This window comes from Eoetvoesiella sp. (assembly GCF_035555955.1).
In the GTDB taxonomy this organism is placed as follows: domain Bacteria; phylum Pseudomonadota; class Gammaproteobacteria; order Burkholderiales; family Burkholderiaceae_B; genus Eoetvoesia.
The window spans coordinates 64,162-82,848 of the sequence record NZ_DATMGA010000045.1 but is presented as its reverse complement, the minus strand read 5'-3'; the positions used below and the strand labels follow the sequence as shown (position 1 = coordinate 82,848).

Sequence of the window (18,687 nt, the reverse complement as noted above, 5' to 3'; positions counted from 1 at the left end):
GCATTTTGTATTTGCCGGTTTTCGATGTATGCTTTCACGCTGCTGTTCCCGCAAGGTGGGAGAGAGCCAGTCATGGCCGCCGAAGGCGCAATTCGCCCAGAATCGCTCAGGCAAACCGTACCATCTTGCGTTGTCCATTTTCATGGCAAGACAGCGTTCTGGAGAGATCCGCGCCTACATGCATATTGCAAGGCGGCGGGCGCCGAAGGTGAATCCCCCTACAAAGGGGCAACTCTCAGGCACAAAGGACAGAAGGGCGGTTTCAGCTGCTATATCGTTGCATTCCGTCTTCGTCCGCCACCCAGGAGCCTCCATGTCCGCTGCGCTTGCACGCACCCCCTTGTTCGATGCCCACATCCGCGCCGGCGCCAGAATGGTCGATTTCGGCGGTTGGGAAATGCCGGTTTCGTACGGCTCGCAAATCGAAGAGCACCACGCCGTGCGGCGCGACGCCGGCATGTTCGATGTCTCGCACATGCTGGCCATCGATATCTCCGGGCCCGGCTCCAAGGATTATCTGCGGCGTCTTCTGGCCAATGACGTGGCCCGCCTGGCGGCGCCGGGCAAGGCACTGTACTCGTGCATGCTCAATCCCGAAGGCGGCGTCGTCGACGATCTCATCGTTTATTTCTTCAGCAACGAATCCTGGCGGGCGGTCGTCAACGCGGCCACGGCCCAGGCCGACCTGGCCTGGATGCAGCGGGTGGCCGACAGCGAAAACTTCGCCGTGCACCTCGAGCCTCGCCGCGACCTGGCCATGCTGGCCGTTCAGGGACCCAACGCGCGCCAGAAAGTGTGGGATGCGCGGCCGTCCTGGCAGGCGGCCACTGAAGCCTTGAGCCCTTTTTCGGGCGCCTTGATCGATGAGCCGACCATGGTGGCCCGCACCGGCTATACCGGCGAGGACGGCTTCGAGATCCTGCTGCCGGCGGCGCAGGTCCAGCGCCTTTGGGACGATCTGCTCGGCCTGGGCGTGCGCCCCTGCGGCCTGGGCGCGCGCGATACCCTGCGCCTGGAAGCCGGCATGAACCTGTATGGCCAGGACATGGACGAGTCCGTGCTGCCCGCCGAATCCGGCCTGGGCTGGACGGTATCGCTCAAGGACGCCGAACGGCGGTTCATCGGCCGCGATGCGCTGGAGGGGGCGCCCAGCGAGCGCGTCATGGTCGGCCTGAAGCTGCTCGAACGCGGCGTCATGCGGGCCCATATGGCTGTCCGCACCGGGCAGGGCGAAGGGGAAACCACCAGCGGCACCATGTCGCCGACCATGGGCGTGTCGATCGCCATGGCGCGGGTTCCGCAGGGCGCGGCGCCCGGCGATAAAGTCCAGGTGAAGATCCGCGACAAGTGGATGCCCGCCGAAATTGCGACAATGCCATTTGTGCGCCATGGCAAGGTGCTTGCCTGAAGCGCCGCGAATTCTTCAGTTACCGAAACCAAATCCATTTCACGAGGTTAATCATGAGTCTTCCCAACGATCGCAAGTACACGTCCTCTCACGAATGGGTCAAGCCGGAAGGCGATGCGTTCCTGGTCGGCATTACCGACAATGCCCAGGATCAGCTGGGCGACCTGGTCTTTGTCGGCGATTTCAAGGTGGGGGCCCAGCTTGCCGCCGGCGATGTCGCCGGCGTGGTCGAGTCGGTAAAGGCCGCCAGCGACATCTATGCGCCCGTGGCCGGCGAAGTCGTGGAATTCAACGAGGCCCTGGACGGCCAGCCCGACCTCATCAACCAGGCAGCCTTCGACACCTGGATCTTCAAGATCAAGCCCGCCAATGCGGCCGATGCCGATGCCCTGCTGGACGGCGAAGGCTACCAGTCGCTGGTCGACGCCGGCTGAGCGTCGGCTGTCCGGCCTGGCCCGCGGCAAACAGTGCGCCCCTGCGCGCTTCCACTCTTTGTATGAGCTTTTTCAACTATGCGTGAACTAGACCCCAGCTTCGATTTCGTGCCCCGCCACATCGGGCCCAATGCCGCCGACCAGGAAAAAATGCTGGCGGCCATCGGCGCCGAAAGCCTGGACGCCCTCATCCGCGAGGTCGTCCCGGCCAGCATTCTCAAGACCGAGGCGCTGAATCTGCCTGGGCCGCGCAGCGAAGCCGACGTGCTGGCCGAACTGAAGCAGATGGCGCAGCGCAACCGCGTGTTCCGCAACTATATCGGCCAGGGCTACTACGGCACGCATGTGCCGAACGTCATCCTGCGCAACATCCTTGAAAACCCCGCCTGGTATACGGCCTACACGCCCTACCAGCCCGAGATATCGCAGGGCCGGCTCGAAGCGCTGCTCAATTTCCAGACCATGGTCGCCGACCTGACGGGGCTGGATATCGCCAATGCCTCGCTGCTGGACGAAGCAACGGCCGCGGCCGAGGCCATGGGGCTTGCGCGGCGCGCATCCCGCTCCAAAAGCAAGGTCTTCTTTGCCTCGGTGCATTGTCATCCGCAAACACTGGCCTTGTTGCAGACGCGCGCGGCAGGCCTGGATATCCACGTCGAGGTGGGCGACGAAGCGCAGGGCCTGCCGGATTGCTTCGGCGTGCTGCTGCAGTATCCGCACAGCTTGGGCGGCATTGCCGACTACCGCGAACTGGCTGAGCGCGCCCATGCGCAGGACGCCGTGGTGGCGGTGGCGACCGACCTGCTAGCCCTGGCCTTGCTGGCCGCGCCGGGCGAGTGGGGCGCCGACATCGCCGTCGGCTCGGCGCAGCGCTTCGGCGTGCCCATGGGCTTTGGCGGGCCGCATGCGGGCTTCATGGCCTGCAAGGATGCCTTCAAGCGCAATATGCCCGGCCGTCTTGCCGGCGTTTCCAAGGATGCTCAAGGGGCGCCCGCCTTGCGGCTTGCGCTGCAGACGCGTGAGCAGCACATCCGCCGCGAAAAGGCCACGTCCAATATCTGCACGGCGCAGGTGCTGCTGGCGGTCATGGCGGGCATGTATGCGGTTTGGCACGGGCCGGCCGGCATTCTGCGCATTGCCCGCCGGGTGGCGCATTACACAGGTTATCTGCGCGAATCCCTGCTGGCCCTGGGCCTGGGCGTTGCCAACGACAGCTTCTTCGATACGCTCCTGATCGACAGCGGAGCCCATACCGCCGCCGTCGTGAAGGCGGCCCAGGGGGCGTCCATCAACCTGCGCCAGGCGGGCGGCGGCCAACTGGCGGTTTCCCTGGACGAAACCGTCGATACCGACGATCTGGATGGGCTGCTGCGGGTGTTTGCCCAGGCGCTGGGCAAGCCCTGGACGGCGCGCAGCGCCGATCATCCAGGCCTTGCGCCAATGGGCATTCCCGCGGGCCTGCGGCGGCAGTCGGCCATTCTGGCCCATCCCGTGTTTTCACGAGTCCAGTCCGAAACCGATATGCTGCGCTATCTGCGCAGTCTGGCCGACAAAGACCTGGCGCTCGATCGAACCATGATTCCACTGGGCTCGTGCACCATGAAGCTCAACGCCACGGCCGAGATGATACCCATCACCTGGCCCGAGTTCGCCGATCTGCATCCCTATGCGCCAGCCGATCAAAGCCTGGGCTATCAAGAGTTGATCCAGCGCTTGTCCAGTGCCTTGTGCGAAATCACGGGCTATTCGGCCGTAAGCCTGCAGCCCAATTCGGGCGCCCAGGGTGAATTTGCCGGCCTGCTGGCCATCCGCGCCTATCATCAGGCATCCGGACAGGCCCAGCGCAACGTCTGCCTGATACCGGCCTCGGCGCACGGCACGAACCCGGCTTCGGCCCAGATGGCGGGCATGGAGGTCGTGGTGGTGGCGTCGGATGATCACGGCAACGTCGACGTGGCCGACCTCGGGGTCAAGATCGCCCAGGCGGGCGACCGTCTGGCGGCCCTGATGATCACCTATCCCTCCACACATGGCGTGTTCGAGGCGGCCATTACCGAAATCTGCGCCCTGGTGCATGCGGCGGGCGGGCAAGTCTACCTGGACGGCGCCAATATGAACGCCATGGTGGGGCTGGCGCAGCCGGGGCTGTTCGGGTCGGACGTCTCGCACCTGAACCTGCATAAAACCTTCTGCATTCCGCATGGCGGTGGCGGTCCCGGCGTGGGGCCGGTGGCGGTGCGAGAACACCTCGCCCCCTTCCTGCCTGGCGTGCTGAGCGACAGGGGCGAGCTGCCGTCCGGCGCTTGCGGGCCGGTGTCGGCCGCGCCTTACGGGTCAGCCGGCATTCTGCCCATTTCGTATGTGTATATTGCGCTGATGGGCGCGCAAGGCCTGCGCCAGGCTTCCGAGGCGGCCATCCTCAATGCCAACTACATTGCATCCCGCCTTGGCAAGCACTATCCCATCCTGTACGCAACGGCCAACGGCCGGGTGGCGCACGAATGCATTCTGGATACCCGCCCCATCAAGGACAGTAGCGGCGTCAGCGCCGAGGACATTGCCAAGCGCCTGATGGATTACGGCTTTCATGCCCCGACCATGAGCTTTCCGGTGGCGGGGACGCTGATGGTCGAGCCGACCGAATCCGAAGGCCTGGCCGAACTCAATCGTTTCATCGATGCCATGATCGCCATCCGCGCCGAGATCGCCCAAATAGAAAGCGGTGCGCGCGATGCTCAGGACAATCTGCTGAAGAACGCGCCGCATACCGCGCAGATGCTCCTGGCTTCGCAATGGCATCACGACTACGAGCGCGAAGAGGCAGCGTATCCGCTGGCCAGCCTGAGGGCCGGCAAATACTGGCCGCCTGTGGCCCGCGTGGATAACGCTTACGGCGACCGGAACCTCGTGTGCTCCTGCCCGCCCATGGAGGCCTATGCGGCCGACGCGCTGAGCGTGTAGACCCGGCTGCCGGAATTTAACGACGGCCGACGCGGGAGCTTCGGCCGTCGTTGTTTGAACTTAAGGGGCCGGCGGCCTGACGCGGCGCATGCGATTCGCGCGGCCGCAAAGCCAGGTCAGTCCAGCTTTTCCAGCACGCTCTTTATGGTGCCGAAGAGCTGGTCGATCTGGTCTTCCTCGATGATTAGCGGCGGCGAGACGGCAATGGTGTCGCCGGTGTAGCGCAGCAGCACGCCTCGGTCGAAGCAGGTCTGGAAGGCCTCGGCGGTGCGGGCTCCGGGGGCGCCGGGCCGCGAGGCCAGCTCGATGCCGGCGACCAGGCCCAGGTTGCGGATGTCGACGACGTGGCGAGTGCCCCGCAGTGCATGCGCGGCGGCCTCGAATCTGGGCGCCAGTTTATGGGCGCGGGCGAACAGCTTGTCGCGCTCGTAGATGCCCAGCGTGGCCAGTACGGCAGCCATGGCCAACGGGTGGCCCGAGTAGGTATAGCCGTGGAACAGCTCGATGCCGTCGGCGGCCGAGTCGATGACGCTGTCGTGGATTTCGCGCCGTATGGCGACGGCGCCGCAAGGCACGCTGGCATTGCTGATGCCCTTGGCCAGGGTGATGAGGTCGGGCGTGACGCCAAAGAATTCGCTGGCGGTTGCCGCGCCCAGGCGCCCGAAAGCAGTGATGACTTCGTCGAAGATCAGCAGAATGCCGTGCTTTTCCGTAATGGCCCGCAGCCTTTCCAGATAGCCCTTGGGCGGCAGCAGCACGCCGGCCGATCCGGCCATGGGCTCGACGATGACGGCGGCGATGGTCGAGGCGTCGTGCAGGTTGACCAGTTCTTCGAGTTGATCCGCAAGGTGCCCGCCCCAGGCCGGCTGGCCTCGGCTGAATGCATTGTGTTCCAGGTCGTGGGTATGCGACAGGTGATCGACCGACGGCAGCAGGGCGCCTGAATAGGCCTTGCGGTTGGGGGTGATGCCGCCCACCGATATGCCGCCGAACCCCACGCCGTGGTAGCCGCGCTCGCGGCCGATGAAGCGCGTGCGCTGGCCTTCGCCGCGCGATCGGTGGTAGGCCAGCGCGATCTTCAGCGCGGTGTCGACCGACTCCGAACCCGAGTTCGTGAAGAAGATGCGGTCCAGGCCCTTGGGCATGATGGCGGCGACGGCGGCCGCGGCCTGGAACGCGCCGGGATGCCCCATTTGAAAGCCCGGCGCATAGTCCAGTGTGCTGGTCTGGCGGCTGATGGCGTCGATGATTTCCTGGCGGCCATGCCCCGCGTTGACGCACCACAGCCCCGAGGTGCTGTCGAGTATCTGCTTGCCGTCGACGTCGGTGTAATACATGCCCTTGGCGCTGGCCAGCAGGCGCGGATGCTGCTTGAACTTGCGGTTGGCCGTAAACGGCATCCACAAACTGGAAAGATCGGGAATGTTGCTGGCTTTGTCTTTCATGATGATCTCCGCGCTACAGAACTCATGATCATTATGGCTCTTTGCGGCGCGTGTAGACAACGAAGTCGTAGCGGTAGCCGTTTTCCTCGGGCTGGGCGAGACGTTCGGTTTCTTCCCATTCGGATTCGGGCAGCGGCGGAAAGAACACGTCGCCGTCGACCTGCGCGTGAACCTCGGTGGCGATGATTTCATCGGCCAGGGGCAGGGCCCGCTCGAAGATTTGCGCGCCGCCGATGATGCACGCCGAGGCTTGCCCGGCGCAGCTTTGCAGGGCCTGCTCGACCGAGGTGAACACCTGGGCGCCTGGCGCCGCATAGCCCGCATCGCGGCTGACGACGAGGTTGGGGCGGCCGGGCAGCGGGCGGCCCAGCGATTCCCAGGTCTTGCGCCCCATGATGATGGGCTGGCCCATGGTGCTGCGCTTGAAGTGGGCCAGGTCGCCCGGAAGGCGCCAAGGCAGCTCGTTGTCGCGGCCTATGACGCGGTTGTCGGAATAGGCGACGACGAACTTGATGCGGGGTTTGCTCATGGCTGGTCCTGCGTGGAAGCTGTTGGCGCTTTTCAAGGATGTTGCGTGAGGGCTGCGGGCGCAGCGCCCTAAACCGCCACGGGAGCCTTGATGTGCGGATGCGGGTTGTAGTCGAGGATCTCGAAATCCTCGTAGTCGTAGTCGAACAGGCTGGCCGGTTTGCGCCGGATGTTCAATCGGGGATAGGGCCGGGGTTCGCGCGAAAGCTGCAGCTGCACTTGGTCGAAGTGATTGCTGTACAGATGGCAGTCGCCGCCCGTCCAGATGAAGTCGCCCACTTCGAGATCGCACTGCTGCGCCACCATGTGCGTAAGCAGGGCGTAGCTGGCGATATTGAAGGGCACGCCCAGGAAGATGTCGGCGCTGCGCTGGTACAACTGGCACGACAGCTTGCCGTCGGCCACATAGAACTGGAAGAAGGCGTGGCAGGGCGGCAGCGCCATATTGGGAATGTCGCCGACGTTCCAGGCCGAGACGATCAGGCGGCGCGAATCGGGGTTGTTGCGGATTTGCTCGACCACCTGCGTTATCTGGTCGATGTGGCCGCCAGACGGCGTGGGCCACGAACGCCACTGCACGCCGTACACCGGCCCCAGGTTGCCCTGTTCGTCGGCCCATTCGTTCCAGATGCTTACACCGCGTTCCTGCAGCCACCTTACGTTGGAGTCGCCGCGCAGGAACCAGAGCAGCTCGATGAAAATGCTTTTGGTGTGCAGCTTCTTGGTGGTTACCAATGGAAAGCCTTCGGCCAGGTCGAAGCGCATTTGATAGCCGAACACCGAGCGGGTGCCGGTGCCGGTGCGGTCTGTCTTGGCTTGGCCGTGCTCAAAGACATGGCGCATGAAGTCTTCGTATTGGTGCATGAGGTAACGGTAGTCGATAAGGGTAGTCGTGGGCGTTGGTGATTAATTTGCGGGGGCCGATGTGTCCACGATAACGATGGAGTGCGTGATCTCGGCGGTCTTGCTCAGCATGGCGGTGGCCGAGCAATACTTGTCGTGCGAAAGCTGCACGGCGCGCTCCACCGCGGCTTGCGGCAGGGCCGAGCCCGTCACGGTAAACGCGAAGTGGATTTTCGTGAACACCTTGGGGTCTTCGGCGGCGCGCTCGCTGGTCAGCTTGACCTGGCAGCCGCTTATCTTGTGTCGGCCGCGCTTGAGGATAAGCACCACGTCGTAGGCGGCGCAGCCGCCGGCCCCGGCAAGCATCATTTCCATCGGACGGGGGGCAAGATTGTTGCCGCCGCCGTCGGGGGCGCCGTCCATGGCGGTGACGTGTCCGCTGCCCGTGCGGGCTGTGAACAACATGCCGTCGGGTCCGCCCCAATCGATAATGCATTCCATTTGGTGAGCCTCGTGCGTGAATCTGAAAGAGTATGGGTTTGAAGAAGGAGTATAGAGCAGGCGGATACCGGCCCGCCTTTTCCGGTTTTTTTGTATTATTGAATCGGGGTTGACACGGACTTGATTCCGTTTCCAGCCCCTTTCGGATTTTATCTTGCGGCTTTACCTGGGACATCATGCGCGCACAAGAACACGATACTGACTCGAATAACAGCGGCTTGGTCCGACGCATGAGCGGCGTCGACGCGCTGTTGTCCGAGGTGGGCAGGGCTTTGGAAGTGTTGGGCGGCTTTGCGCATGCCAGCCGTCCGAATCCGGCCGGCCGGCCCGGCCCGGATGCCGAGCCGCTGTCGGCGGCCGAGCAGAAGCACGCCGCCGGGCTGATGCGGGTCAATCACGTAGGCGAGGTGTGCGCGCAGGCCCTGTACCGGGGCCAGGCCGTGCTCAGCCGCGACGACGGGGCGCGTGGTGTGTTCCGCAAGGCGGCGGCCGAAGAAGTCGACCATCTGGTGTGGTGCGGCCAGCGCCTGGCCGAATTGCAAAGCCGTCCCAGCTACCTGAATCCGCTTTGGTACTCGGGCTCGTTCGCGCTGGGCATGCTGGCCGGCCTGGCCGGCTCGGCCCGCAACCTGGGCTTCATGGCCGAAACCGAGGCCCAGGTCGAGCGTCACCTGGAGTCCCACCTGAAAGCGCTGCCTGCCGCCGACGCGCGGTCGCGCCGCATTGTGGAGCAGATGCGCGACGATGAGGCACGGCACCGCAAGACGGCCCAGGATCAGGGCGGGAAAACCCTGCCGGGCCCGGCAAGGCTGGCCATGCGCCTGATGTCCAAGGTGATGACGACGACAGCCTATAGAATCTAATTGAAAACAAACGAAACAATTGAGACAAATCAATTCAAAACGCGGGTTTTTACTAGTTGCGAAGTACTATTTTCATAGGGAGGAGCTGTAAAAAAGCAACAAATCGGGTTTTCCCGGTTGATTTTCAAAAATTTCTTGCGTTGCACCATCAAGTTCTATACAATTTAGTTATCGGATGTCGAAACGTGATTGCAGAGGGAAAACCCCAATCACGCGGTCTCAAGCAAATATGCTTTGGTAGCCCGACATGCCACGGTTGTCTCCTCCACCCTCCTCCTTTGGTGGATTTAACCCGAGATCTTTTGATCTCGGGTTTTTTTTTGCCGGATTTCACGTAACATCTTTGGTTGCATCTTTTTCCCGCTGTCGAGCCGCGTTGTTACAAATTCGGCCGATAATAAATGCTTGACCAATTGCGCAGGGGGTTGTGTGGCTTCGCCTCAGACCTGGGACTCGTTAACCTGGATTTATATCTGTATTGTGGCGTTCACCGTCGGCGGCCTGATTGTCGCCTCGGAGCGCTGGCATGGCGCGTTTACGGGCGACTCCGACCTCGATAAGCCGCAGGCCTCGCATTCGCGCGCCACACCCCGGGTAGGCGGGCTGGCGGTCGTCGCCGGCAGTCTGGCGGGCCTGCTGGTTCTGGGGCCCAGCAACATGACGTTGACCTGGCTTTGGCCCGTGCTGTTCATCGCGGTCATGCCGGTGTTCGTGGCGGGGCTGCTTGAAGACATCACCAAGGACGTCGGATCCGGCAAGCGGCTGGTGGCTGCGTTCATATCCGCCGCCATCGCCTGGTGGCTGCTGGGCGGGGTGTCGCGGGTGGGCTTTGCCGGCATTGACTGGGCCTTGTCGTTCTGGCCCGTGTCGCTGGTGTTCACGGTGGTGGCGGTGGGCGGCTGTACGCATGCCCTCAACATCATCGACGGCATGAACGGCCTGGCGGGCATGGTGGCCACCCTCATGGGCGCCTCCATTGCGCTGGTGGCCCTGCAAGTGCAGGACTTTCCCATTTTCATCATCGCCACGGCCCTGGCCGCCGCGACCCTGGGCTTCCTGGTCTGGAACTTTCCGTTCGGCCGCGTCTTCCTGGGCGACGGCGGGGCGTATTTCCTTGGCTTCATGCTGGCCGAACTGGCGGTGCTGCTGGTCATACGCAATCCAAGCGTCTCGCCGTTCTACGCGCTGGCCGTGCTGTTCTACCCGGTATTCGAAACCATGTTCTCCATCTGGCGCCGGCGCTTCAAGCGCGGCACGCCGGTGGACCAGCCCGACGCCCTGCATCTGCACCAACTGGTGTTCAGGCGCCTGGTTCGCGTCACGTTCAGCCGCGACCGGCGCCATAGCGTGCCGGCCCTGTGCAATGCCATGGCATCGCCGTATTTATGGCTGTTGACGCTCATCGGCTTGGTTCCCGCCACCATCTGGTGGGACAACGCCTGGGCCTTGTGCATCAGCCTGGTCGTGTTTGCGTCGGTCTATATCTGGATTTATTCTAGGCTGGTGTCCTGGCGCGGCCCGTCCTGGCTGCTTTTGCCTTCGCAGGGGCGCCAGCACCGGAACAAGAAATAAGCCCTTTGTCCGACCCGCCCAGGCCGGGCAGGGTTTTCGAATTCTTCATATATCAGCAAGCAGCGTGGGAGATTCAAGTTGCAAATTCAAGACGTGAAATTAGCGATAGTCGGTTTGGGCTACGTGGGCCTGCCGTTGGCTGTGGAGTTCGGCAAGAAGCGGCCGGTGCTGGGATTCGACATCAATGCGCGCCGCATCGCCGAGCTCAAGGAGGGCAAGGACCACACGCTGGAAGTCGATTCGCAAGAGCTGGCGCAGGCCGCCAATCTGCGCTTCACCCATGAAGCGGCGCAATTGGCCGAGGCCAATGTCTTCATCGTTACCGTGCCCACCCCCATCGACGAGTACAAGCAGCCCGACCTGACCCCGCTGGTGCGTGCCAGCGAAACCCTGGGCAAGGTGCTCAAGCGCGGCGACATCGTCATTTACGAGTCCACGGTGTACCCGGGCGCCACCGAGGAAGTCTGCGTGCCGGTGCTGGAACGCATATCGGGCCTGCGCTACAACGAAGACTTCTATGCAGGCTACAGCCCCGAACGCATCAATCCGGGCGACAAGTCGCACCGCGTCTCCACCATCAAAAAGGTGACTTCCGGCTCCACGCCCGAAGTGGCCGAACTCGTCGACGCGCTGTACGGCCAGATCATCGTGGCCGGCACGCACAAGGCGCAGTCCATCCGCGTTGCCGAGGCGGCCAAGGTCATCGAGAACACGCAGCGCGACGTCAACATCGCGCTCATCAACGAACTGGCGCTCATCTTCAACAAAATGGGCATCGACACCCAGGCCGTGCTGGAAGCCGCCGGCACGAAATGGAACTTCCTGCCGTTTCGCCCGGGCCTGGTGGGCGGCCACTGCATCGGCGTCGACCCCTACTACCTCACCCACAAGGCGCAGTCCATCGGCTATCACCCCGAAATCATCCTGGCCGGCCGCCGGCTCAACGATTCCATGGGCGGCTACGTGGTGTCGCAACTGGTCAAGGCCATGACCAAGCGGCGCATCCAGGTGCAGGGTTCCAAGGTGCTGGTCATGGGCCTGACCTTCAAGGAAAACTGCCCCGATCTGCGCAATACGCGGGTCGTCGACATCGTGCGCGAGCTGGGCGAATACAACATCCATGTCGATGTGTACGACCCTTGGGTCGATACGGCCGAAGCCGAGCACGAATACGGCATCACGCCGGTCAAGGCGCTGGCCCAGGGCGCCTACGACGGCGTCATCATTGCGGTCGCGCACCATCAGTTCGTCGAGCTCGGCGCCAAGGGCATCCGCGCCCTGGGCAAGCCCGAGCATGTGCTTTACGACCTCAAGTACGTCCTCACCGCCGACGAGTCGGATCTGCGTCTGTAAGCCGGCAATCGATAAGGATCAGTAGACATGAGCAATCGCTATCAGGAAGTTCTGGCCGAACTGCGCACCGAGCCCAAGCGCTGGCTGGTCACCGGCTGCGCCGGCTTCATCGGCTCCAATTTGCTGGAAACCCTGCTGCAGCTGGACCAGACGGTCGTCGGCCTGGACAACTTCGCAACCGGCCATCAATACAACCTGGACGAAGTCCAGAAAACGGTGGGGCCCGAAAAATGGGCGAACTTCACTTTCATCAAGGGCGATATCCGCGATCCGGCTGCCTGCGAGCAAGCCGTGCAGAACGTGGATTACGTTTTGCACCAGGCTGCGCTGGGCTCGGTGCCCCGTTCGCTGAAAGACCCCATCACCACCAACGACGTCAATGTCTCGGGCTTTCTCAACGTGCTGGTGGCGGCGCGCGATGCCAAGGTCAAGTCCTTCGTGTACGCGGCGTCAAGCTCCACCTACGGCGACCACGAGGCGCTGCCCAAGGTCGAAGACCGCATCGGCCGGCCGCTGTCGCCGTACGCGGTGACCAAGTTCGTCAACGAGCTTTACGCTGACGTATTCGCGCGCTCCTATGGCTTTGGCAGCATAGGCCTGCGCTACTTCAATGTGTTCGGCAAGCGCCAGGACCCCAACGGCGCCTATGCGGCGGTCATCCCGAAGTGGGTGTCGGCGATGATCCGCAACGAAGATGTCGTGGTGAACGGCGACGGCGAAACCAGCCGCGACTTCTGCTACGTGGAAAACGCGGTGCAGGCCAATATTCTTGCGGCCCTGGCCCAGCCTGAGGGCGTCAACCAGGTATACAACGTGGCGGTCAATGCGCGCACCTCGCTGAACGAACTCTTCCAGTACCTGGCCAAGGCCCTGGGCAATAACGGCGTCGTCTACGACAAACAGCCCCTGTACGGCGATTTTCGCGCGGGCGACGTGCGCCACTCCCAGGCCGACATCAGCAAGGCCCAGCACCTGCTGGGATACAAGCCCTTGTACAACATCGTCCAGGGCCTGGAAGTCGCCATGCCGTGGTACACGCAGTTCCTGCGTTAACTTGAAGACATTCTCGCAAAGGCTGTCGCGCCTGCACTCCGACCATCGGCGCATAGCCATGGGGGCGGCGCGAGTCGCCTTTTTTCTTCTGCTGGGCAAGGCCGCCGGCGCCGTCAAGGAGATGGCGGTGGCGTATCGCTACGGCGTCAGCAACGCCGTCGATGCCTACCAATTCACGCTGACGATGGCAAGCTGGCTGCCCCTGACCATAGTCGGGGCGCTGTCGGTCGTCCTGATCCCGGTGCTGGTGCATACCCGCTACGAAGACCGCGCGGCCCGAGCCCGTTTCCTGGGCGAGCTGCAGGGCTGGACGATAGGCGGCGGCGTTGTCCTCGCGGTGCTTACCTATTTGCTGTGGCCGTTCGTGCTGGATTGGGCGGGCATGGGCCTGACGCCCGAGGCCCGCAAGATGAGCCTGGAGCTGAACCTGGCTTTCGCGCCGGCCGCCTTGCTGACGCTGGTGACCGGCATCAGCGCGGCCCGCTTGCGGGCTCACGAGCGGCACATCAATACCTTGCTCGACAGCGTGCCGGCGGTGGTCATCCTGGTGTGGGTCATGCTGGCCGGGGCCGTGACCGACGTGGGACCCTTGATGTGGGGCACCTTGGTCGGCTATTTCATCCAGTCGGTCTGGCTGCTGTGGCTGGCCGCCAAGGCCGACGGCATGTGGGGCAGGCCAAGGTTCGCCCTGAGCGCCCATCAGTGGCCGGATCTGGTCAAGGCCGCCGGCGTCATGCTGCTGGGCCAGGTTGCCATGAGTTTCGTGGGGCCCATCGATCAATACACAGCAGCCAACCTGGGTTCCAACGCCAACGCGACCCTTGGCTATGCCAGTCGCCTGCTGTCGCTGGTGCTGGGAATCGGGGCGGCTTCGGTCGGCCGCGCCGCCTTGCCGGTGCTGGCCGACATACAAAGCCGCGGCGACGCGCTGCGGGCGCGCTCGATGGCCCTGAAGTGGTCCGCGCTGATGCTGGCCGCGGGGGCGGCGGCGACCCTGGTCGGCTGGATTCTGACGCCATGGGGCGTGGCTCTGCTGTTCGAACGCGGCGCCTTCACCGCCCAGGATACACAGTTGGTGGCGCAGGTGCTGCGCTGGGGGCTGCTGCAGTTGCCGTTCTATTTTGGCGTCCTGGTGCTGGTGCAATTGCTGGCCAGTCAGAACCGCTACCGCCTCATGGCCGTGATCGCCATTGCCAATTTCGGGCTGAAGGCGGTCATGAATTACCTGTTGGCGCCCGTCATGGGCACGGCCGGCATCATGCTGGCCACCAGCTTGATGTATGCCTTGTCTTACACCTGTTACGCTGTGGTTGCCCTTAAATCGGCGCCCGGCGGGCATACTGCCAGCTAGGTCAACAAGCATCAACCAGTCACTGCTTCACGACTATGAGTAAAGTTTCGTCATCCATGCCGCCCGCGCCTCATTTGCTGATCGTCATCCATTCGCTTAGCGGAGGCGGCGCCGAGCGCGTGGCGGCCGACTTGAGCGCCTATTGGGTTCGGCGGGGCTATCGCGTTTCGGTGGCAACGCAGACGCAGGCCGACACCGACGTCTATACCCTGGATCCCTCGGTGCAGCGCATCGTGCTGGGCACGGCCGCCGCCAGCTCCGGGCGCTTGTCGGGGCTGCTGGCCAATTTGCGCCGGGTCTGGAAATTGCGCCGCGTCATCCGCAAGCAGCGGCCCAGCGTGGTGCTGGGCATGATGACGACGGCTTCCATCCTGGCGATCGTGGCGGCCCGCGGCCGCGGCTGCCGGGTCATCGCCACCGAGCACACGCATCCGCCTTCCCAGGAATTGTCCGGCTTGTGGCTGCGCTTGCGGCGCTGGGCGTATCCCCAGGCCGACAAGGTGGTGGCCCTGACGTCGGGCACGGCGGCCTGGCTGGAGCAGCATGTGCCGGGTTCGAAGCTTGCCGTCATTCCCAATGCCGTCTGCTGGCCTTTGCAGGCCGGCGAGCCCGTGCTGGAGCCGCCGCCAAGAAACGGAAGGATGCGCCTGCTGGCCGTGGGGCGCCTGCACCCTCACAAAGGCTTCGACCTGCTCATCGAGGCCTTTGGCAGCATGGCCGGCTACTTTCCCGACTGGGATCTGGTTATATTGGGAGAAGGCGACGATCGCGAGGTGTTGCAGGCCAGGATCGACGATGCGGGGCTGGGCGACAGAATCACCCTGGCCGGTCGGGCTGGCAATGTCGGGCAGTGGTACGAAGAGTCCGATCTGTACGTCCTGAGCTCGCGGGTCGAGGGCTTGTCGAATTCATTGCTGGAAGCCATGGCCAGCGGCCTGGCGCCGGTGGCCTTCGACTGCGAGACCGGGCCCAGGGAAATCATCCGCGACGGCATAGACGGGGTGCTGGTGCGTCCGGCGGAAGATGCGGAAGCCCTGGCGGCGCATCTGTCCGATCTCATGGCGCACGAGGCCAGGCGCCAGGCGCTTGCCAAGCGCGCCGTCGACGTGCTGGACAGGTTTTCCACGGCGCGGGTCATGGCGTTGTGGCGGCAGGTGTTCGAAGGGCGCTGAACATCGCTGAGGGTGTGCGGCCGCGCAGCGGCAATGTAATAAACAATGAGGCGTAAGCTATGTGTGGAATCATGGGGACGTGGGGCCCCCTGGCGGATCGGCGGGCGGTCATCGAGCGGGGCTGCCGCACTATGCGGCATCGCGGCCCGGACAGCGACGGGTATTGGGAAGACGCGGATGCGGGGCTGGCGCTGGGGCATGTGCGCCTGGCCATCGTCGACCTCAGTCCGGCCGGCCACCAGCCCATGGTGTCCGAGTGCGGGCGCTATGTCCTGGTGCTGAACGGAGAAATCTACAATCACCTGGAACTGCGCGAACAGCTGCAGGCGCAGGGCAGGGCGCCGTCCTGGCGCGGGCATTCCGATACCGAAACCCTGCTGGCCGCGCTGGCTGCATGGGGCCTGGAACGCAGCCTGCAATCCGCGGTGGGCATGTTCGCCTTTGCCTTGTGGGACCGCCAGGAGCGCAGTCTGGCGCTGGCGCGCGACCGCCTTGGAGAAAAGCCGCTGTATGCCGGGTATGCCGGCAATGTCTTCATGTTCGGTTCGGAGCTCAAGGCCCTGGTGCAGGTGCCCGGGCTGGATACCGACCTGGATCGCGGCGCGCTGGCGCTGCTGATGCGGCACAACTACATTCCCGCTCCGTTCAGCATCTACAAGGCGGTGCGCAAGCTGCTGCCGGGAACCTGGGTGGTTCTGAGCGAAGCCGACCGGCAGCGGCGCAGCATCCCCCAGGCCCATGTGTATTGGTCGGCGCGCGAAACCGCCATGCAGGCCGACAGGAATCGCCTGTCGTTCAGCTCGGACAAGCAGGCGGTGGAGGCGCTGGAAAAAGTTCTGTCTTCGTCGATCAAAGGCCAGATGATGGCCGACGTGCCGCTGGGAGCATTCCTGTCGGGAGGCGTGGATTCGTCCGTCATCGTGGCGTTGATGCAGGCGCAAAGCTCTCCGGCGGTGAATACGTTTTCCATCGGCTTTCATGAAGAGGCCTTCAACGAGGCCGAGCACGCCAAGGCCGTGGCCGCGCACCTGGGCACCCGGCACACCGAGCTTTACGTCACGCCCGACGACGCGCTGGACGTGGTGCCGCAGCTGGCCGCCATGTACGACGAGCCGTTTGCCGATGCGTCGCAGATTCCCACGGCCCTGGTCATGCGCATGGCGCGCCGCCATGTGACGGTGGCGCTTTCGGGGGATGGCGGCGACGAGCTGCTGGGCGGCTATTCGCGCTATTTCCGGGCAGCGGGCTGGTGGCGCAGGCGGCAATCGCTGCCGCCGGGCCTGCGCGGCCCGATGGCGCTGTTCGGCCGCACCGCCGCCGGCCTGTTGCCGGCCGGCTATAAAAAAGACCAGTTCACCAAGCTCGCCGAGGTTGCGTCGGCAAGCACGGCGAGCCAATTCTACCGGCAGTTCGTGTCGTACTGGAAGGATCCGGCGCAGGTGGTGATCGACGCGCAATTGCCGGCAACGGTGTTCGATCAGGAATCGGGGCTGCCGTTTTTCGAGAACATGATGCTGCTGGATGCGCAAAGCTATCTGCCGGACGACATCCTGGTCAAGGTGGACAGGGCGGCCATGGCCGTGAGCCTGGAAACCCGCGTGCCGCTGCTCGATCACCGGGTCTTCGAGTTCGCGCAGCATCTGCCGTTCGATTGCAAGGTGCGCGATGGGCAGGGCAAGTGGTTGCTGCGCCAGCTGTTGTACAAGCATGTGCCAAGGGCGCTCGTCGACCGTCCCAAAAAAGGATTCGGCGTGCCGTTGGCCGCCTGGCTGCGCGGCCCGCTCAAGGACTGGGCCGCCGCCTTGCTGGACGAGCGCCGCCTGCGCGGCGAGGGCGTGTTCCACGCCGATCCGGTATTGCGCAAATGGCGCGAGCACAGTTCGGGCCGGCGTGACTGGAGCACCCATTTGTGGGGCATCTTGATGACGCAGGCCTGGCTGGACTACACCCGGGCGCTGGCGTCAGGCGGAACCCCGGAGGCGCCGTGAAAATCGTTTTCCTGGTCAGCTCGATGAACGCCGGAGGGGCCGAGCGCGTGGCGGCCACGCTGGCCAATGCCTGGGCGCAGCGCGGCGATTCCGTCACGCTGGTGGCCACTTTTCCGCAGAAGGGCGCCAGCTTCTACCCCTTGGCCGATGGCGTGGAATTCGTGTGGCTGGCCGACCGGATGGGGACGTCGCGCAATCGTTTGCTGCTTGGCCTGAACAAGCTGCTGGCCCTGCGCCGCCTGGTGCGCGAGGCGCGGCCCGACCTGGTCGTTGCCTTCCTGACCAACGTCAACGTCATGGCCTTGCTTGGCCTGAAGGGCATGAACGTGCCTTTCATTGCGTGCGAACGTACCAATCCCGCGGCCAGCGCAAGCTGCGGCACGGTGTTGAAAGCATTGCGGCGCTGGACGTATCCCTGGGCGGATGTCGTGACGGTGCAGGCACAGGCCAGCGTCGCCGCGTTCCGCAAGATGGTGCCGCGCATTCGCCGCCTGGAGGTCATTCCCAATCCGTTGCCGCCGGCGCTGCTGGAAGCGCCCGTGGCTTTGGGCCGGCCCGATGAGCATGGGAGGCGCAAGCTGGTGGCCATGGGGCGTCTGGTACCCGACAAACAGTTCGATATACTGATCCGCGCCTTTGCCCGGCTCGCTCTTCAGCATGCCGATTGGGATCTGGTCATCTGGGGCGAAGGGCCGCTGCGCCCCGTGCTGGAAAAGCAGGTGGCCGATGCCGGCCTGGCTTCCCGCATTGCCTTGCCGGGACGCACCGAAGCGCCTTGGGACGAATTGTCGCGGGCGCATGCGTTTGCCCTGACTTCCGCCGTGGAGGGCTTTCCCAATGTGTTGCTCGAGGCCATGGCGCTGGGCCTGCCTTGCATCGCGTTTGATTGCCCCAGTGGCCCGCGCGAGATGACGCGCGATGGCGAAGATGCTTTGCTGATACCGGCCGGCGATGAGGCTGCCTTGCGCGAAGGGCTGGCCAAGCTGCTGGGCGACGAGGGCTTGCGGGCCGATCTGGCCCGGCGGGCCGCCGAGTCGGTGCGCCGGCGGTACGCCTTGCCGGAAGTCCTGGCCCAATGGGACAGCCTGATGGCCAAGGCCGGGGCGGGCCCGGCCATTTCCGGCGGACACGGGCCTGCTTGACCGTGCCCGTCTTTTTTGAACCGATGCGAATCAACTTTTTGCCAGCCGCAAACGATACCTTTATTCTGGATCA

At 64.1% G+C, this 18,687-nt stretch carries 15 protein-coding genes and 2 riboswitches; of the genes, 11 read left to right on the top strand and 4 right to left on the bottom strand.

Features of this window, described 5'->3' with window-relative positions:
- Positions 1 to 46: 46 nt before the first annotated feature.
- A riboswitch (glycine riboswitch) is annotated at positions 47 to 133 on the top strand.
- A gap of 15 nt (positions 134 to 148) precedes the next feature.
- Positions 149 to 262: riboswitch (glycine riboswitch) on the top strand.
- Positions 263 to 313: 51 nt separating this feature from the next.
- From gcvT to gcvP, 3 genes are all read left to right on the top strand, one after another.
- Positions 314 to 1,408 (top strand): glycine cleavage system aminomethyltransferase GcvT, encoded by a 1,095-nt coding sequence (gene gcvT / locus VNT00_RS12040; RefSeq protein ID WP_325587759.1) that lies wholly within the window; start codon positions 314 to 316, stop codon positions 1,406 to 1,408.
- 53 nt (positions 1,409 to 1,461) lie between these two features.
- A complete protein-coding gene (gcvH, locus tag VNT00_RS12035; protein WP_325587758.1) occupies positions 1,462 to 1,842 on the top strand; it encodes a glycine cleavage system protein GcvH in 381 nt (126 codons plus the stop codon).
- A 78-nt stretch (positions 1,843 to 1,920) separates the two neighbouring features.
- Positions 1,921 to 4,803, top strand: a complete 2,883-nt coding sequence (gene gcvP / locus VNT00_RS12030; RefSeq protein ID WP_325587757.1) for an aminomethyl-transferring glycine dehydrogenase — start codon at positions 1,921 to 1,923, stop codon at positions 4,801 to 4,803.
- A 116-nt stretch (positions 4,804 to 4,919) separates the two neighbouring features.
- On the opposite strand, the gene aptA is transcribed toward gcvP, so the two are convergent.
- The 4 genes from aptA to VNT00_RS12010 all read right to left on the bottom strand — a co-directional run bounded on the left by aptA (position 4,920) and on the right by VNT00_RS12010 (position 8,120).
- A complete protein-coding gene (gene aptA, locus VNT00_RS12025) occupies positions 4,920 to 6,248 on the bottom strand; it encodes an omega-aminotransferase AptA (RefSeq protein ID WP_491700831.1) in 1,329 nt (442 codons plus the stop codon).
- A gap of 31 nt (positions 6,249 to 6,279) precedes the next feature.
- Positions 6,280 to 6,777, bottom strand: coding sequence for a dihydrofolate reductase (locus VNT00_RS12020; RefSeq protein WP_325587755.1), 498 nt, complete (start codon positions 6,775 to 6,777; stop codon positions 6,280 to 6,282).
- 68 nt (positions 6,778 to 6,845) lie between these two features.
- Positions 6,846 to 7,640, bottom strand: coding sequence for a thymidylate synthase (locus tag VNT00_RS12015; protein ID WP_325587753.1), 795 nt, complete (start codon positions 7,638 to 7,640; stop codon positions 6,846 to 6,848).
- A gap of 42 nt (positions 7,641 to 7,682) precedes the next feature.
- The gene (locus VNT00_RS12010) at positions 7,683 to 8,120 is read right to left on the bottom strand and encodes an OsmC family protein (protein ID WP_325587751.1); all 438 of its coding nucleotides are present in this window, start codon (positions 8,118 to 8,120) and stop codon (positions 7,683 to 7,685) included.
- Between the two features lie 230 nt (positions 8,121 to 8,350).
- Here VNT00_RS12010 and coq7 point away from each other — a divergent pair, with 230 nt between their 5' ends.
- The 8 genes from coq7 (at position 8,351) to VNT00_RS11970 (ending at position 18,614) form a co-directional block, all read left to right on the top strand.
- Positions 8,351 to 8,983 (top strand): 2-polyprenyl-3-methyl-6-methoxy-1,4-benzoquinone monooxygenase, encoded by a 633-nt coding sequence (coq7, locus tag VNT00_RS12005; RefSeq protein ID WP_325587749.1) that lies wholly within the window; start codon positions 8,351 to 8,353, stop codon positions 8,981 to 8,983.
- A 429-nt stretch (positions 8,984 to 9,412) separates the two neighbouring features.
- Positions 9,413 to 10,555: an MraY family glycosyltransferase gene (locus VNT00_RS12000; RefSeq protein WP_325587748.1), complete on the top strand. Its 1,143-nt coding sequence runs from the start codon at positions 9,413 to 9,415 to the stop codon at positions 10,553 to 10,555.
- 78 nt (positions 10,556 to 10,633) lie between these two features.
- Entirely contained in the window at positions 10,634 to 11,908 is a 1,275-nt protein-coding gene (gene tviB / locus VNT00_RS11995) for a Vi polysaccharide biosynthesis UDP-N-acetylglucosamine C-6 dehydrogenase TviB (protein ID WP_325587746.1), read from the top strand.
- Positions 11,909 to 11,935: 27 nt separating this feature from the next.
- The gene (locus tag VNT00_RS11990; protein ID WP_325587744.1) at positions 11,936 to 12,961 is read left to right on the top strand and encodes an SDR family oxidoreductase; all 1,026 of its coding nucleotides are present in this window, start codon (positions 11,936 to 11,938) and stop codon (positions 12,959 to 12,961) included.
- Positions 12,962 to 13,019: 58 nt separating this feature from the next.
- Positions 13,020 to 14,312 (top strand): murein biosynthesis integral membrane protein MurJ, encoded by a 1,293-nt coding sequence (gene murJ, locus VNT00_RS11985; RefSeq protein WP_414650930.1) that lies wholly within the window; start codon positions 13,020 to 13,022, stop codon positions 14,310 to 14,312.
- Between the two features lie 35 nt (positions 14,313 to 14,347).
- Positions 14,348 to 15,484, top strand: coding sequence for a glycosyltransferase family 4 protein (locus VNT00_RS11980; RefSeq protein ID WP_414650927.1), 1,137 nt, complete (start codon positions 14,348 to 14,350; stop codon positions 15,482 to 15,484).
- Between the two features lie 59 nt (positions 15,485 to 15,543).
- A complete protein-coding gene (gene asnB / locus VNT00_RS11975; protein ID WP_325587740.1) occupies positions 15,544 to 17,472 on the top strand; it encodes an asparagine synthase (glutamine-hydrolyzing) in 1,929 nt (642 codons plus the stop codon).
- Positions 17,469 to 18,614: a glycosyltransferase family 4 protein gene (locus VNT00_RS11970; protein WP_325587738.1), complete on the top strand. Its 1,146-nt coding sequence runs from the start codon at positions 17,469 to 17,471 to the stop codon at positions 18,612 to 18,614. Before asnB ends, VNT00_RS11970 begins: the two co-directional genes overlap by 4 nt.
- The last annotated feature ends 73 nt before the right edge of the window (positions 18,615 to 18,687 follow it).